Here is a 15,042-nt window from a genome sequence, read left to right as displayed (position 1 = left end):
CTGCCCTCACGCCCGGCGTGAGAGACTGCTTGGGTAAACACCCAGAATTCTCAGATCGTCGCTGACCTGCTCCAGTTCCGCGAGCGCCGCCGCCAGAGCGGCCTGTTCCGGATGTCCCTCGACATCCATCAGGAACTGCGTCGCCGTAAACGAGCCGTCCAGCATATAGCTTTCGATCCGCGTCATGTTGATACCATGCCGGGAAAATCCACCCAATGCCGCATAGAGCGCACCCGGACAGTTCCCGACCCGCATCAGCAGCGTCGTCAGCACATCTGTGCGCTCGGGCGAGGGAATGCAAGGCTTGCGGGCCACGCGATAAAAGCGCGTCGTGTTGTGCGAGGCGTCCTCGACATTGCTCCGCAGCACCGTCAGCCCGTTCAGCTCGGCCGCCAGGGAAGACGCAATCGCCGCATCTTCCCTGCGTCCCCACTGCGCCACCATCTCGGCCGCACCGGCGGTATCGAACTGCGTTACTGGCTCCACACCCAGTTGGCTGGTCAGTTTACGAACCTGTCCCAACGCAACGGGATGCGTGTGAATCCGGCGGATATCTTCGATCTTCGCACCTGGCACCCCCAGAAGGCAGTGCTCGACGCGCTGGAAATATTCCCCGACGATGTGAAGCCCGGCATCCGGCAGAAGCGAATGAATGTCCGGCACACGGCCGGCCAGCGTATTCTCGCACGCCAGAAGCGCCTCATCCGCCCGGCCGTCATGCACGGCGTCGATCGCATCGGCAAATGTCGGACAGGGCAGCGTGGTCCAGCCCGGCCGCGCCTGACGGCAGGCCAGATCGGAATAGGCGCCCGGGCGGCCCTGAAATGCAATGACCGGCATCAGACCAACCCTCTCACATGCTCAAGATCAGCAGGCGTATCCACGCCCTGAGGCGCATGGTCAATCCTCGCACAGCCAATCGTCATGCCGGCTTCCAGAGCCCGCAACTGTTCAAGGCTTTCCCGCCGCTCCAGAACTGAGGGGGCAAGAGCCACAAAATGCTCCAGCGCGGTCCGACGCCAGGCATATACACCCACATGATGCCAGTACGGCCCGGCACCCCATGGAATGGGCTGGCGCGAGAAATACAGCGCCCGCGTCACATCCGACCCTTCAAAATCACACGCAATCTTGACGACCTGCGAGGCATCGCGCTCGGCATCGCTCGTAACCGGAGCGGCCAGTGTTCCGATATCGACCGCTGGATCAACCAGTGGTTTCAGAACGGCAGTCAGGCTGGAGGGCGCAATCAGGGGCAGATCGCCCTGAAGGTTGATGACCACATCATGAGCGCCACCAGGATCCACATCTGTCAAAGCTGCATGGACACGATCGGAACCACTTGCCAGCTCCGAGTCGGTCAGCACACCTCTTACGCCGGGTATCCCTTTGACGGCCTCCAGAATTTCATCATCTGCCGCTGCCACGACCACCGGGCCGATCTGTGCGGCCAGAGCCTGACGGACAACCCGGACGATCATGGGCACGCCACCAATATCAGCGAGGGGCTTGCGCGGCAGGCGGGTCGAAGCAAGTCTGGAGGGGATAACGATGATCGGATGCATGGCCCCTCTGATGCCGCCCCCCGGAACGGGCGTCAATCTCATGCAGGGTCCACAGGACGGGAATAGACACAAATCATGAATGAAACCGTAGTGCAGACTGCTATTGTTGCCGCAACAGCCTGTGCGGATATCGCCCGCAGGACCGTCCTGCCCCATTTCCGGACATCCCTGCGCGCCGATGCAAAACCCGATGACAGCCCCGTCACCATCGCGGACCGTCAGGCGGAACAGGCCATGCGCGACATTCTTGCGGAATACCTGCCGGAACATGCCATTCTCGGGGAGGAAAACGGCATGAGCGGCGCGAATGGCGACTGGCTCTGGGTTCTCGATCCCATTGATGGCACCCGCGCCTTCCTGACCGGCCGCCCCACTTTCGGCACTCTCATTTCGCTCTTTCACCAAGGTCGTCCTGTACTCGGACTGATCGACCAGCCCGTGACCGAGGAACGCTGGATTGGTGTTTCGGGACGACCCACGCAGTTCCTGTCCGACCGGCTGCCCGGAATTATCGGCACGCGCCCGTGCCCGGAAGCGGCCGAAGCGGAACTGTCCTGCACGGCCCCCGAAATCATGACCGCGGAGCACGCCCCGCGCTTTGCCAACCTGCAAAAACACACCCGTCGCACGTCCTGGGGCGGAGACTGCTATGCGTACGGCCTTCTCGCTCTTGGTCAGATCGACGTCATTGCGGAGTGCACCATGAAACCCTGGGACTGGGGTGCACTCGTTCCGGTGGTGGAAGGCGCGGGAGGCCGCATCACGGACTGGCAGGGTCAGAGACTGACTCTCGAAAGCGATGGCACCGTTCTGGCCTGCGGAGACGCAACCCTGCTTCCCGAACTCGTCCGCCACCTTTCCTGAAACCCGCTGATCGGCTAGGGAGGAGGCCCCGGCGAACGTGGCGGCAGACATGAGCCGGGACCGGTCTGGTCACGGCCAGACCTGATGGAAGCAGTTTGAATTGAAACCGGAGCCTTCCGGTTCATGACCGGGACGGATTTATGGAAACGCAGTTCTCTCTCCCCAAGAACAAGATCCGCATTCTTCTTCTGGAAGGCATTCACGAAAGCGCCGCCTCCCATTTCGCCGCAGAGGGCTACACCGAAGTCACGCGCGTCAAGGGTGCGCTCGAAGGTGATGCGCTGAAGGAAGCCCTTCAGGGTGTGCACATGGTCGGTATCCGCAGCCGGACCCAGCTCACACGCGAAATCCTTGAATCCGCAGACCGCCTCATGGCCATCGGCTGCTTTTGCATCGGCACCAATCAGGTCGATCTGAACACTGCCCGCATGCTCGGCATTCCCGTGTTCAACGCGCCCTTCAGTAATACCCGTTCCGTGGCCGAACTGGTCATGGGCGAGATCGTCATGCTGCTGCGCCGCATCCCGTCGCGCTCGGAAGCCTGCCACAGGGGCGGCTGGGACAAATCCGCCACCAACGCCTGGGAAGTCCGCGGCAAGACGCTCGGTATCGTCGGCTATGGCTCCATCGGCTCGCAGCTTTCCGTACTCGCCGAGGCGTTCGGCATGCGTGTCCTGTATTTCGACGTGATGCCCCGTCTGCCGCACGGCAATGCCATCGCCGTTCCGACCCTGCATGACCTGCTGGCCGAGTCCGACATCATCAGCCTTCACGTCCCGCAAACGCCGGAAACCGATCTGCTGATCGGAGAAACGGAAATCCGGGCCATGAAGCCCAACTCCATCCTGCTCAACAATGCACGCGGCAACGTCGTGGATCTTGAAGCCCTCGCTGCTGCTCTGAAGGACGGCCATCTGATGGGCGCGGGCGTGGACGTGTTCCCCGTCGAACCCAAGAAAGCCGGCGAAGAGTTCAAATCCCCGCTTCAGGGCCTGGAGAATGTCATTCTCACGCCGCATATCGGCGGCTCCACCATGGAAGCGCAGGAGCGCATCGGCGTCGAAGTCGCACGCAAGCTGGTCGATTATTCGGACGTGGGCTCCACGATCGGGTCGGTCAACTTTCCAAGCGTCCAGCTCCCCGAACGCCCACGCGGCACGCGCTTCATGCACGTCCATGCCAACCGCCCCGGCATCATGCGCCAGATCAACGATCTGTTCGCGGCACAGAACTGCAACGTGACCGCCCAATATCTTCAGACGGATGGCGAAGTGGGCTACGTCGTTGTCGAAGCCGAGTCGGAGGGCCCTGACATGGATACGAAGCTGCTGGACGGTCTCAAGGCCCTCGATGGCACACTGCGTGCCCGCCTGCTGTACCAGCGTGCCTGAGACTCTTTCCGTTAACCAACGGTAAATAATTTCGGGCTAGGATTTGTCTCATGACGAGTCCCAGCCCGCATACACCTGCCCTCGCCCGCATCCAGAGCTTCGCCTTCTCGGGCATCGAAGCCGTTCCGGTCACGGTCGAGGTCCAGGTCTCCAGCGGCCTTCCGGCATTTCTGGTCGTAGGACTGGCAGACAAATCCGTCGGTGAAGCCCGCGAACGTGTCCGCGCGGCCCTGACAGCGATGGGGCTGGCCCTTCCACCCAAACGCATCCTCGTCAACCTCGTGCCAGCCGATCTTCTCAAGGAAGGCGCGCATTTCGATCTTCCCATCGCGCTCGGCCTGCTTTGCGCGATGGGCATCCTCTCCTTCGAGGCCGTTTCGGTCTATGCCGCTGTCGGTGAACTGTCACTGGACGGACGCATCAATCCCGTCGCAGGTGTTCTGTCCGCTGCCATCGGTGCCGTCGAGGGTAAGCTCGGACTGATCTGCCCGGCAGCCCAGGCGCTTGAAGCACGCTGGGGCAATGACAGCACGGACGTTCTCGGCGCCCCCACACTCGCAGCCCTTGTTTCCCATTTTCAGGGACAGCAGATCCTGTCTCCGGCCCCGCTCCCGACCAAACATGTCATTGAATACGGGCCCGATCTTGCGGACGTCAAAGGGATGGCAATCGGACGGCGCGCTCTGGAAATTGCCGCAGCAGGCGCTCATTCGATGCTCATGAGCGGGCCACCGGGTGCTGGAAAATCCATGCTCGCCAGTCGTCTGCCCGGTATTTTGCCCAACCTGACACGGGAAGAAGCTCTCGAAACAAGCCGGATTCACAGCGTCTCCGGCATTCTGCAGAATGGCAGACTGGTCGTCCGACCGCCCTATCGCGCCCCGCATCACAGCGCGAGCCTTCCTGCCATTGTGGGAGGCGGTGCAAAAGCCCGGCCCGGCGAAGTCAGCCTTGCCAATAACGGCGTCCTGTTCCTCGACGAGCTACCCGAATTTTCACGATCCTGTCTGGAATCCCTGCGCCAGCCCATCGAAACCGGCAGTATTTCCATCGCCCGCGCGGCCCATCACACGACCTATCCCGCACGCTTCCAGTTCATTGCCGCCATGAACCCGTGTCGTTGCGGCTATCTGGGCGATCTGGAGCGGAGTTGCCGCAAGGCTCCGCGCTGCGGCGAGGACTATACGGCCAAAATTTCCGGACCGATGCTCGACCGCATGGATCTTTGCGTGCAGATCGAGCCCCTCTCTCCGATCGACATCAGCCGCGCGCCCAAGGGTGAATGCAGCGCCGCCGTTCGTTCCCGTGTGGAAATCGCCCGCAAACGCCAGATCGACCGTCAGGGCGTTCCCAATTCGCAGGTCTCTCCGGACCAGCTCGATATGGACGACGATGCCCGCTCTCTGGCTGAGCAGGCTGCTGAAAAGCTTCGCCTGTCCAATCGGGGCATCACGCGCCTGATCCGGGTCTCCCGGACCATCGCCGATCTGGAAGGCACCCTGAGCATCCAGCGCCATCACGTCGCCGAAGCCCTGACCTTCCGCCGGCGATAGCAGTTCAGAACTGAAGGCTGTCCAGCCCGCGGGCCAGATCGGTCTTCAGGTCCTCCACATCTTCCAGCCCGATATGCAGACGGAATGTCGCGGATGTCGGGCCACCCTCACCCGTCACGCGCCGGATATGCCCCGTGGTCGGCAGAACCAGACTTTCATAGCCGCCCCAGGAGGCTCCGATCCCGAACAGGCTCAGTCCGTCGATCATGCGTTCGGTCGTCTCAACGGAAATTCCCGGCTGAAGCTCCACCCCGAACAGACCGCACGCTCCGGTAAAGTCGCGCTTCCAGAACTCATGCCCCGGACAGTCTTCCAGCGCGGGATGCAGAACCCGCGCCACTTCGGGGCGTGTCTTAAGCCACTGCGCGATTTCCAGTGCCGAGCGCGACTGATGTGCCAGCCGCACACCCATCGTCCGCAGCCCCCGCAGCGTCAGCCAGCAGTCATCCGGCCCGGCGCACAGTCCAAGCTGGATTGCGGCATCCCGCACTGTCTTCCAGCACGCGTCATCATTGACCGTGACCGATCCCATGATGACATCGGAATGTCCGGCGGGATATTTCGACAGCGCCTGGATCGACACGTCCACACCATGGGTAAAGGGCTGGAACACGCCGATCCCCCAGGTGTTGTCCAGCATCAGGAGCGCTCCGGCCTCATGCGCGATTTCGGCCAGCATGGGCACGTCCTGCACCTCGAAAGTGTGACTGCCGGGACTTTCCGCGAACAGCACCTTCGTCTCCGGTCGCATGAGCGCCAGAACTTCGTCATGGGATGCCGTGGGAGGATAATAGGTCGTCGTCACGCCCATGCGCTGAAGCATCGTGCCGGCGAAACGCCGCGTCGGTCCATAGACCGAGTCGGGAAGCAGAAGATGGTCTCCGCAGCCCAGAAACGCCAGAAGCGGCAATGCGCAGGCGGCGAGCCCTGAGCCGACGACCTGTGTATGGGTCCCACCCTCGATCCGGCTGAGCATTTCTTCAAGCTGGTGCTGGATCGGCGAACCCATGGCCCCGTAAACCACCTTATGGGCATGGCTGCGACCGTCCGTCCGGTTCATGGCTTCCAGCGACGGGAACAGGACCGTCGATCCCCGGCTGACCGGCGCATTCACGAATGTTCCCGATTCCGGAATCTCGTGTGGCCGTCCCTCACGCACCAGCATGGAGCCCATCCGGCTCCACCCCGCGCTCACCTGCTTTTCCAGATCGCTCATGCTCACGCCTCTCCCGTTACAACCGGGGCATCGGGATCACTGCCCCATTCCGTCCAGGACCCATCATACAAGGCCGCATCGCCATATCCCGCGATCGCCAAAGCCGCTACAATTGTCGCGGCTGTCAGCCCGGAGCCACAGGTCGCGATCACCGATTGCCCTTTTGCAGCGGCCAGAATCTGCTTCAGTTCTGATGCAGGCAGAAAACAGCCGCTTTCATCCACAAGACGCGTCCAGTCCATGCTCATTGCACCGGGCATGTGGCCACTCCGCACACCGGGACGCGGCTCCGGAACTGTCGCAGCGAAGCGTCCTGCACTCCGGGCATCGAGAACGAGACTATCCTCCCGCTCCAGCGCAAGCCGCACATCCCCCGAACCCGCCAGAAGCCCGTAGCGGGGACGGGTCCGAAAAAGGGCTGGCTCCTTTGTGGACGCTGCGCCCTCTTCCACCGGGCCGCCGGCCTTCAGCCAGGCTTCCAGCCCCCCATCGAGTATCCGCGCATTCCGGTGCCCGAACAGCCGCGCCAGCCACCAGCCCCGGCAGGCACCGACACTTCCGCGTCCGTCATAAAACACGACCGGCACATCCTCGCTCACTCCGAGCGCCCCCATCAGTCGGGCGAAGCGCGCGGCTCCGGGAACCGTGTGCGGAAGCGGGCTGTCCGGGTCTGCAAAGACATCGATATCAAATCGTCGTGCATCGAGCAGATGACGCTGTGTAAACGCAGCATCGGGGTCGCCTTTCTGCCCCGGCAAAAGCACGCTGGCATCAAGGGGAATGAAGCGGCCAACCTCGGAGATCAGGGTCGCGGCATCAACAAGTGGCGAGATCGTCATACCCGCACCATAGGTCGAGGGATGCGTCCGACGCCAGAGCGTGCCAATGTGTCACTCCATGAACACGCAGCCCACAGAGTCATGCCGGTCCGGGCACCCGTCCGGCTCCAGCCAGGAGAACGGCACCGCATGACGACCGAGCGGATTCTCCTTGGCCTCATCCTGGCCGGAATCGCCTATGGATGCGGGATCATCCTGTGGCCCTTCCTCTCGGCCATCCTGTGGGCCGCGATCCTCGCCTTCACGACCTGGCCGATCTACCGGCGTATGCGCAGGCACGTCCGCCCCGTGCTCGCCGCCCTCGCCATGATGGCCCTGAGCGCCTTGTTCATCGTCGTCCCCCTGGCCGTTCTGACCAGCGCGGGGATCAGTGACATCCCTGGCACGATTTCGGAAATCGACGCCCTGATCCTGCATGTCACCAGCGCAAACCCGCCTCCCGGCTGGCTGAACCGCATCCCGATGGCAGGTCCCCATCTCGTGGAGGCCTGGCATCATTTCAGCCATGACATTGGCGCCTTCGCGACCGAAGTGCTGCGTCCCTATGCCGGGCAGATCGCCCATCTCACGCTGACGGTCCTGCTTCGTCTCGCAGGGGGACTCGCCGAACTCATCATGGCGCTGTTCGTGGCCTTCTTTCTGTGGCTCAACGGCGATACGCTCGGCAACACCATCACGGCCCTGATCGACCGCATCGCCGGCCCCCACACCACGCCGCGCCTCATCAACATCATCGGCCGCACGGTCCGAGGCACGGTCTACGGCATCCTCGGCACCGCCCTGATCCAGGGTGTACTGACCGGCATCGGCCTGATGCTGGCGGGTGTTCCTTCGCCGGTTCTTCTGGCGGGCATTACCGCGTTCGTCGCGGTCTTCCCTATCGGCGCCCCGCTGGTCTGGGTCCCGGCCGCCATCTGGCTGGGCATGACACACCATTTCGGACACGGGCTGTTCCTGGCCATTTACGGCATTCTCATCATCTCTGGCGCCGATCACGTCATCCGCCCGGCCTTCATCGCCCGCGGCGCCCAACTGCCCTATCTCCTGACTGTCCTCGGCGTTCTCGGCGGCATCGTGACCTTTGGCGGCGTAGGCATTTTCCTCGGCCCCGTTCTGCTGGCTGTCGGCTATACCCTGACCAGCGAGTTCGCCGCTGGTCCCCATCACCGCGAACGCAATCCCCTCTATCTGCCGGAGTCTCCGAAATGACGATGTCCCTTCTGTCCGGAGCCTCTTTCAAGATCCTGAGCTGGAATCTCTACCGCTGGGACGGTGCCTCGCTCGAAGACGTGCTAACCGTCATCCGCACGGAAGATCCCGACATCGTCGTCATGCAGGAGGCGCAGACAGCGGTGGACGAACTCCCCGAAATCCTTGGCGGTTACTACGATCGCATCCCGCTTCCCGGCAGACCGCACGGGACCGCCTGCTGGAGCCGTCTGCCGTTTACACGGCCACCCTCATTCTGCCGCCTGCCGCGTGGTCTTCTGGTCAGGCGCACGGCGCAACTGATTGATTTTGGAAGTTTCTCCCTCGCCAACGTGCATCTGTCTCACGGGCAGATCCTCAATCGACGCCAGCTTCGCAGCATCAGCGCCAACATGCGCCACCGCGCCGTCATCATGGGCGATTTCAACCTTGTCGGCCCCGTCCTGCTCCCGGGCTTTCTGGACGTCGGCCCAAAGGAAAAGACACACCGGATGCTGAACCATGTTCCACTGAGGCTGGACCGCTGCCTCGTACGGGGCCTGTCCCGTCTGGAAGCGCGCGCCCTGCCACGCTTCGGCTCCGATCACCGCCCCATCTCCGTCACGCTGCGACTGGGCGCGTAAACCCTTACAGATAGGGCAGCAGCAGCCTGATCGCCGAATTGCGCATCCGGATCAGGAACGGCAGGCTGTCCAGATCATGATGCGTCATCCGGTTGCGGCGATGCGTCTGCATGAAAGTGGACAGGTCCTTCGCCACACCGGCGTCATAGATTTCCAGATTGATCTCGAAATTCAGCCGCAGGGAGCGCATGTCGATATTCGCACTCCCCACGAAGCTCCATTCATCATCCACCACCATCAGCTTGGAGTGATTGAACGGCGGATCGGCCATCCACACCCGGCAGCCCGCATCCAGAAACGGCCGCAGATTGGCATCCCGCGCATGGTCGATCAGGGCGTGATTGCTGCTCTTCGGTACGACGATATCGATCACCACGCCCCGAAGCGCGGCAAGAACAAGCTCCGTCGAGATACGGTCATCCGGCAGAAAATATGGTGTCATGACCCAGATATGCCTCCGGGCCAGCGCGAAAGCCTGCAACATCCCGTATTCGATCTTCTCCAGATCCATATCCGGCCCGGACGTCACGATCCGCATCGGTACATCACCCACCGGGGATGGCTCGGGCAGATAACGCTCGCCTTCGAGTTCCTCACCCGTCGTGAACGACCAGTCCCAGGCAAACGCCACGGCAAGCTGATGCACGACCGGTCCCTGAAGGCGGAAATGCGTATCCGCCACAGGGAGCTTCGTCCGCAGCCGGAGCATGTTCTCCTCACCGATGTTCAGGCCACCCATGAAACCGATGGTCCCATCCACCACGAGGATCTTGCGGTGATTGCGCAGATTGATGAACGGCATGCGCCAGGGCCAGACCGAGTGCATGAAGCGTGCGCAGGCCACACCCTCACGCCGCAGCCGGCGCTCGATTCCGCAGCGGAAATATCCGCTTCCGATCCCGTCCACCAGCACACGGACCTCGACCCCGCGCCGCTTCGCCGCCACCAGTGCCTCGGCAAAACGCTGCCCGACTTCATCATCACGAAAGATATACGAACACAGGATAACTGACGTTCTGGCCTGCCCGATCGCCTCCAGCATCACCGGATAGGCATTGTCCCCGTCATGAAGGCAGGTGATTGAATTGCCCCGCATCAGGGGCCGTTCCGTCAGACGCCCCAGCATCTTTGAAAGCGGCGCCAGATCGCCATCCACGGTCTGGCGATACTGCGCCAGCGGGTCGCGTCCTTCCCACAGATGCCGGTTGACCATTTTCTGCGCCCGGCGTCGGACACGATTGATCCCGAACATCAGATACAGCACCGTCCCCAGGAGGGGCGCAATCCAGCAGATGCCGATCCAGCCCGTGCAGGACGCCGTATCGCGCTTGTGCACCAGCGCATGGACCGTAACGAGCAGGGGCAGCGTCCAGCGCAGGGTCTGCATGAGAATGTGGAAAACGGTCCAGTGCGTCATAAGTCTCCCTGCGGCGGCCATCCTGTGCCGCAAACAGCACATCAGCCCCCGGATCTTCTCCCTTCATCCTTTCGCAAAGATGGAGGATGCGCCAGCCCCCGTCCTTGCGATAGGATCATCTTCCGGCCCCGTCTTTCGAAAAAGGAGAGCGTTCCATGCAACATCGCCCACAGCTCTTCTACACGACGGCTCCGGCCCCGTGCCCCTACCTGCCCGACCGGACCGAACGCAAGGTCCTGACCGAACTCGCGGGCCCTGACGCCGTAGCCCTGCACAACCGCCTGTCCCAGGCCGGCTTCCGCCGCAGCCATGCGATCGCCTACGCCCCCGTCTGCGTCGGCTGCCGCGCCTGCACGCCCATGCGTATCCCGGCCGCGACCTTCACGCCAACCCGCACCCAGAAGAAAATCCGCGGCCGCCACGCGGACCTTGTGGTGAACATCGCACCCCCGGTCCCCACGGACGAACAGTTCCGCCTGTTCGAAATGTATCAGACCGTCCGCCATCCCGATGGCGACATGGCCCATATGTGCTGGCGCGACTATGCGGAGCTGATCGCCAATACGCCGGTCGAGACGTTCCTGGCCGAGTTTCGCCGCCCCGATGGCACGCTTGTCTGCGTCAGCCTGATCGATCGTCTTTCGGACGGCCTGTCCGCCGTCTACACGTTCTATGATGTCAACGACCTGACGGCCTCATGGGGCACGTTCTCGATCCTGTGGCTGATCGAAGAGACCGCCCGCATGGGGCTGGAACACCTGTATCTGGGCTATTATGTCCCCGGAAGCCCAAAGATGGCCTATAAAGCCGCCTTCGGACCTGCGGAAGTTTTTCGTGATGGTCACTGGAATCTGTTGGCGGCATTATCCCCCGCCTGAATGGGGAGATAATCCCGCTTCAGTTCTTGCGGAGCATCCACTGCGGTGCCGCACGCCCCACGGCACCGCGGCGCCCCTCAAGCGGGAGCAGATCCGCCGTCGCGCGGACACGCTGGCCTTCCTGCCACAACAGACCTTCAGACAGGGTGAGCGTCCGGATATCGCGCAGCGTGCTATCGCCCAGCTTCTGGAACGCGACACCGCCGCCGCGCGTCATTTCCGGCACCTGCTCCAGCGGGAAGATCAGCGCGCGCTTGTTCTGCCCCAGGGTCAGAACATGCGTGCCGCCAACAGGAATGCAGGCAAAGACCTCGTCACCGTCCTTGACGTTGAAGACCTGCTTGCCCGTCCGCTTTTCCGCCACAAGCCCGGCTTCGGACACGATCATCCCGCGCCCCGATGCGGAAGCAATCAGGCGACGTCCTTCGTCCGAAACCGGAAACAGCGTCACAACCCGGTCTTCCTGCGGCACATCCACCATGGTCCGGAACGGCTGCCCGAACCCACGCCCGCGCGGCAGATCGGCAGCCTTGATGGTATAGGCCTTCCCGCTGCTGGAGATCAGGCACAGCCGATCCGTGCTCTGGCACTCCACCGACAGCCAGCCCTCGTCACCTTCCTTGAAGCGATGCCCCTGCGGATCGAGCCCGTGGCCCTTCATGGCCCGGATCCAGCCTTCGCGGGATAGCAGAATGGTCAGCGGTTCGCGGTCGATTTCCAGCGCTGCTGAAATATCAACCGGCTCCGGCGCAGCAGCGATCAGCGTGCGCCGGTCTCCGAGCAGGCCCGATCCGAACTTTTTGATCGTGCCGTCCAGATCCTTGCAGATCCGCGTCCAGCGCCGACGCTCCGAACCCAGCAGGGTTTCGAGCGCCTTCTGTTCGTCGGCGAGCTTGTCCCGCTCGCGCCGGATTTCCATTTCCTCCAGCCGCCGCAGAGAGCGCAGCCGCATGTTCAGCACCGCCTCGGCCTGCACATCCGTCAGGCTGAACGTCTCCATCAGGCTGGCTTTGGGCTCATCTTCCTCGCGGATGATGCGGATCACCTCATCAAGGTTCAGATAGACCGCAAGAAAGCCCTCAAGGATTTCCAGCCGCCGCAGCACCGCCGCCAGACGATGGTTCGAGCGCCGCACCAGCACTTCATGCACATGGTCCAGCCATGCGCGCAGAACCTGTTTCAGCGACAGCACACCCGGAACACGGTCTCCGCCCAGAACATTCATGTTCAGGCTGAACCGGTTCTCAAGCGCCGTGTTGCGGAACAGCGTCTCCATCAGGACTTCAGGCTCGACCCCTTTGGTCTTGGGCTCCAGCACGAGGCGGATATCAGTCGTGCTCTCGTCGCGCACATCGCCCAGAAGCGGCAGTTTGCGCTGTTCCATCAGGTCGGCGATCTGCTCGATCAGACGGGATTTCTGTACCTGATACGGGATCTCGGTGACGATGATGACCCAGGTGCCAAACCGCCCCTGCTCGACTTCCCAACGGGCCCGCGTCCGGAAACTGCCACGGCCGGTTTCATAGGAGCGGATGATGGAGTCGCGCTCTTCCACCAGAATGCCGCCCGTCGGGAAATCCGGCCCGGGCATCAGATCCACCAGTTCGGCGATCGTCACATCCGGCTTTTCGATCAGAAGCTTGGCGGCCCGACAGATCTCGGCGGCATTATGCGGCGGGATGCTCGTCGCCATGCCTACGGCAATACCTGCCGCTCCGTTCGCCAGCAGATTCGGGAACGTGCCGGGCAGCACGACGGGCTCATGATCTTCATTGTCGTAGGTCGCGCGGAAATCGACAGCGTCGTCCTGAATCCCGTCCAGCAGCGCCTGCGCCACTTCCGTCAGGCGGCTCTCGGTGTATCGCATGGCGGCCGCGCCATCGCCGTCGATGGACCCGAAATTGCCCTGCCCTTCGACCAGCGGATAACGGACCGCGAAATCCTGCGCCAGACGTACCAACGCCTCGTACACGGAGGCATCGCCATGTGGATGGAACTTACCGATCACATCACCGACGACACGTGCACACTTTTTAAACCCTGATGTGGGATCAAGGCGGAGCTGCTGCATCGCATAAAGGAGGCGGCGGTGTACCGGCTTCAGGCCATCACGCACGTCCGGAAGGGACCGCGACATGATTGTCGACATCGCATACGCAATATATCGCTCGCTCAGAGCCTCAGCGAGCTTGGTATCCTCGATATGACCCGCCAGATCCGTTCCCATGCATCTCCCCTCTTTCGTGCAGGACTTAGACACTGGCATGCCATCCTGTCCAGCGCTCTCCTCATCGGCACGACTGCCTGCTCACCCTATCGGCCCGTGCAGAAAGCGGAAGTATCCTTCGCCCTGGCCGGGTTCAGAGCGCACCCTGCCGATACGACCGCACGCTGGGCGATGATGAACCTGTTGCCCCCCAACACTCTGACCTACCGCATGCAGAACGGGCAGCCGGTCCTGCTCTATGCCGATCCCATCGCGTGCGGCTGCGTCTATATGGGCGACAAGATGGCCTATGCTGCCTACAAGGCCAGTCATCCGATCGATGGCGCGCAGGAACAGCGCATGACGGCCGAAATCAACCAGCATCCCGGCTGGGACTGGTCCGTCTGGGACAGCACGGCTGATGTGGACGTCGTCAACGGCCTACGCCCCGGCCCCAGCCACGTTTTCTACTGAGTGGAGTCCCCTGCCTTATCCGGGGGAGCGACCTGAAGCCGCTGCACATAATCGACCAGCCTTTCCCGCGCTGCCGGCAGAGGCTGATGTCGCACACCGAATACCCAGCGCGACAGGAAATGCCCTGTCAGCGCAAGGCCGTTTTTCCAGTCTTCAGGCGTCCCGTCCTCCGCCTCACTCATCATCAACGCGGGCATGGGCAACAGACGGTCCCGCCACTCTCCCGCGCCCTTCTGGCTCACGGCATGGCCAGAACGGGGAGAAACATACGCCAGATCTTCCCGCGAACCCGTCACAGCGCAGTCCGAAAGATCAAGCCCATAGCCCAATCCGGCCAGAAGCTGGCTTTCCCAACGCAGATAAGCACCCATCGGGGCTGGATCCGGGGCCACACTGATCAGCGTCAGAAGACGGACCAGCCGCATGAAAAGCTCCGGATGCGGCTCGCCCTGCGGTAACGCCCCATCGACCAGCGCGCAGGCACTGCTCACCATCTCAAGCTGCAACGGTGCATCCAGAATACGCCCCGCCACGCACTGAACCGGCTCAGCCGTCAGGGTTCCGAGCTGATCCGCGAGCCGCGCCCGCCAGCGCGCCATGACCAGATTGCCGGTCTGCCACAGGGAAGCCTGACGACGGGACGCTCCCCCGCGCGCCATGCCATGCGAGACTCCGTGTTCCTCGCTGAACAGGTGGACCAGCGCACTGCCTTCGCCATAAGGCCGGACCGACAGAACCAGCGCCGCCGCTTCCCATTCCATCGTCCATCCTCCCCGATCCATGCGCCAAAATGCAAAAAGCCCCCGC

At 62.6% G+C, this 15,042-nt stretch carries 14 protein-coding genes; 7 read left to right on the top strand and 7 right to left on the bottom strand.

The features are described 5' to 3' along the window. Positions 1–6: 6 nt before the first annotated feature. Both GFJ39_RS00805 and GFJ39_RS00800 read right to left on the bottom strand, forming a co-directional pair. Positions 7–840, bottom strand: coding sequence for a prephenate dehydratase (locus tag GFJ39_RS00805; RefSeq protein ID WP_153429128.1), 834 nt, complete (start codon positions 838–840; stop codon positions 7–9). After that, a complete protein-coding gene (locus GFJ39_RS00800; protein WP_194285250.1) occupies positions 840–1,565 on the bottom strand; it encodes a 3-deoxy-manno-octulosonate cytidylyltransferase in 726 nt (241 codons plus the stop codon). The genes GFJ39_RS00805 and GFJ39_RS00800 overlap by 1 nt, the downstream gene beginning before the upstream one ends. A 75-nt stretch (positions 1,566–1,640) precedes the next feature. On the opposite strand from GFJ39_RS00800, the gene GFJ39_RS00795 reads away from it, so the two are divergent. From GFJ39_RS00795 to GFJ39_RS00785, 3 genes are all read left to right on the top strand, one after another. After that, the gene (locus tag GFJ39_RS00795) at positions 1,641–2,429 is read left to right on the top strand and encodes an inositol monophosphatase family protein (protein ID WP_153429127.1); all 789 of its coding nucleotides are present in this window, start codon (positions 1,641–1,643) and stop codon (positions 2,427–2,429) included. A 140-nt stretch (positions 2,430–2,569) separates the two neighbouring features. Beyond that, complete coding sequence (gene serA, locus GFJ39_RS00790; protein ID WP_153429126.1) at positions 2,570–3,820, top strand: phosphoglycerate dehydrogenase; 1,251 nt, start codon at positions 2,570–2,572, stop codon at positions 3,818–3,820. Positions 3,821–3,870: 50 nt separating this feature from the next. After that, entirely contained in the window at positions 3,871–5,373 is a 1,503-nt protein-coding gene (locus GFJ39_RS00785) for a YifB family Mg chelatase-like AAA ATPase (RefSeq protein ID WP_153429125.1), read from the top strand. 4 nt (positions 5,374–5,377) lie between these two features. Here GFJ39_RS00785 and metC read toward each other — a convergent pair whose 3' ends face one another. Both metC and GFJ39_RS00775 read right to left on the bottom strand, forming a co-directional pair. After that, complete coding sequence (gene metC / locus GFJ39_RS00780; RefSeq protein ID WP_153429124.1) at positions 5,378–6,589, bottom strand: cystathionine beta-lyase; 1,212 nt, start codon at positions 6,587–6,589, stop codon at positions 5,378–5,380. 2 nt (positions 6,590–6,591) lie between these two features. Beyond that, a complete protein-coding gene (locus tag GFJ39_RS00775; RefSeq protein WP_153429123.1) occupies positions 6,592–7,428 on the bottom strand; it encodes a sulfurtransferase in 837 nt (278 codons plus the stop codon). A 129-nt stretch (positions 7,429–7,557) separates the two neighbouring features. On the opposite strand from GFJ39_RS00775, the gene GFJ39_RS00770 reads away from it, so the two are divergent. Continuing rightward, positions 7,558–8,637, top strand: a complete 1,080-nt coding sequence (locus GFJ39_RS00770) for an AI-2E family transporter (protein ID WP_153429122.1) — start codon at positions 7,558–7,560, stop codon at positions 8,635–8,637. Further along, positions 8,634–9,260: an endonuclease/exonuclease/phosphatase family protein gene (locus GFJ39_RS00765; RefSeq protein ID WP_153429121.1), complete on the top strand. Its 627-nt coding sequence runs from the start codon at positions 8,634–8,636 to the stop codon at positions 9,258–9,260. Before GFJ39_RS00770 ends, GFJ39_RS00765 begins: the two co-directional genes overlap by 4 nt. A gap of 4 nt (positions 9,261–9,264) precedes the next feature. Here the strand turns inward: GFJ39_RS00765 and cls are convergent, their stop codons facing one another. After that, positions 9,265–10,677, bottom strand: coding sequence for a cardiolipin synthase (gene cls / locus GFJ39_RS00760; protein WP_153429120.1), 1,413 nt, complete (start codon positions 10,675–10,677; stop codon positions 9,265–9,267). 155 nt (positions 10,678–10,832) lie between these two features. Here cls and GFJ39_RS00755 point away from each other — a divergent pair, with 155 nt between their 5' ends. Continuing rightward, positions 10,833–11,555 (top strand): arginyltransferase, encoded by a 723-nt coding sequence (locus GFJ39_RS00755; RefSeq protein ID WP_153429119.1) that lies wholly within the window; start codon positions 10,833–10,835, stop codon positions 11,553–11,555. A gap of 19 nt (positions 11,556–11,574) precedes the next feature. On the opposite strand, the gene parC is transcribed toward GFJ39_RS00755, so the two are convergent. After that, complete coding sequence (parC, locus tag GFJ39_RS00750) at positions 11,575–13,782, bottom strand: DNA topoisomerase IV subunit A (protein WP_153429118.1); 2,208 nt, start codon at positions 13,780–13,782, stop codon at positions 11,575–11,577. Here parC and GFJ39_RS00745 point away from each other — a divergent pair. Further along, entirely contained in the window at positions 13,759–14,235 is a 477-nt protein-coding gene (locus tag GFJ39_RS00745) for a hypothetical protein (RefSeq protein ID WP_153429117.1), read from the top strand. The genes parC and GFJ39_RS00745 overlap by 24 nt on opposite strands. Here the strand turns inward: GFJ39_RS00745 and recO are convergent. Beyond that, entirely contained in the window at positions 14,229–14,996 is a 768-nt protein-coding gene (gene recO, locus GFJ39_RS00740) for a DNA repair protein RecO (protein ID WP_153429116.1), read from the bottom strand. The two genes, GFJ39_RS00745 and recO, sit on opposite strands and share 7 nt — an antisense overlap. Between the last annotated feature and the right edge of the window lie 46 nt (positions 14,997–15,042).

Source organism: Gluconobacter aidae (genome assembly GCF_009547075.1).
GTDB classification, from domain to species: domain Bacteria; phylum Pseudomonadota; class Alphaproteobacteria; order Acetobacterales; family Acetobacteraceae; genus Gluconobacter; species Gluconobacter aidae.
This window is presented reverse-complemented; position numbering and strand designations above follow the sequence as displayed.

Coding starts and splice junctions, on each gene's coding strand:
- GFJ39_RS00805 (WP_153429128.1), bottom strand. CDS start 840: ATGCCGGTCATTGCATTTCAGGGCCGCCCGGGCGCCTATTCCGATCTG.
- GFJ39_RS00800 (WP_194285250.1), bottom strand. CDS start 1,565: ATGCATCCGATCATCGTTATCCCCTCCAGACTTGCTTCGACCCGCCTG.
- GFJ39_RS00795 (WP_153429127.1), top strand. CDS start 1,641: ATGAATGAAACCGTAGTGCAGACTGCTATTGTTGCCGCAACAGCCTGT.
- serA (WP_153429126.1), top strand. CDS start 2,570: ATGGAAACGCAGTTCTCTCTCCCCAAGAACAAGATCCGCATTCTTCTT.
- GFJ39_RS00785 (WP_153429125.1), top strand. CDS start 3,871: ATGACGAGTCCCAGCCCGCATACACCTGCCCTCGCCCGCATCCAGAGC.
- metC (WP_153429124.1), bottom strand. CDS start 6,589: ATGAGCGATCTGGAAAAGCAGGTGAGCGCGGGGTGGAGCCGGATGGGC.
- GFJ39_RS00775 (WP_153429123.1), bottom strand. CDS start 7,428: ATGACGATCTCGCCACTTGTTGATGCCGCGACCCTGATCTCCGAGGTT.
- GFJ39_RS00770 (WP_153429122.1), top strand. CDS start 7,558: ATGACGACCGAGCGGATTCTCCTTGGCCTCATCCTGGCCGGAATCGCC.
- GFJ39_RS00765 (WP_153429121.1), top strand. CDS start 8,634: ATGACGATGTCCCTTCTGTCCGGAGCCTCTTTCAAGATCCTGAGCTGG.
- cls (WP_153429120.1), bottom strand. CDS start 10,677: ATGACGCACTGGACCGTTTTCCACATTCTCATGCAGACCCTGCGCTGG.
- GFJ39_RS00755 (WP_153429119.1), top strand. CDS start 10,833: ATGCAACATCGCCCACAGCTCTTCTACACGACGGCTCCGGCCCCGTGC.
- GFJ39_RS00745 (WP_153429117.1), top strand. CDS start 13,759: ATGACCCGCCAGATCCGTTCCCATGCATCTCCCCTCTTTCGTGCAGGA.
- parC (WP_153429118.1), bottom strand. CDS start 13,782: ATGGGAACGGATCTGGCGGGTCATATCGAGGATACCAAGCTCGCTGAG.
- recO (WP_153429116.1), bottom strand. CDS start 14,996: ATGGAATGGGAAGCGGCGGCGCTGGTTCTGTCGGTCCGGCCTTATGGC.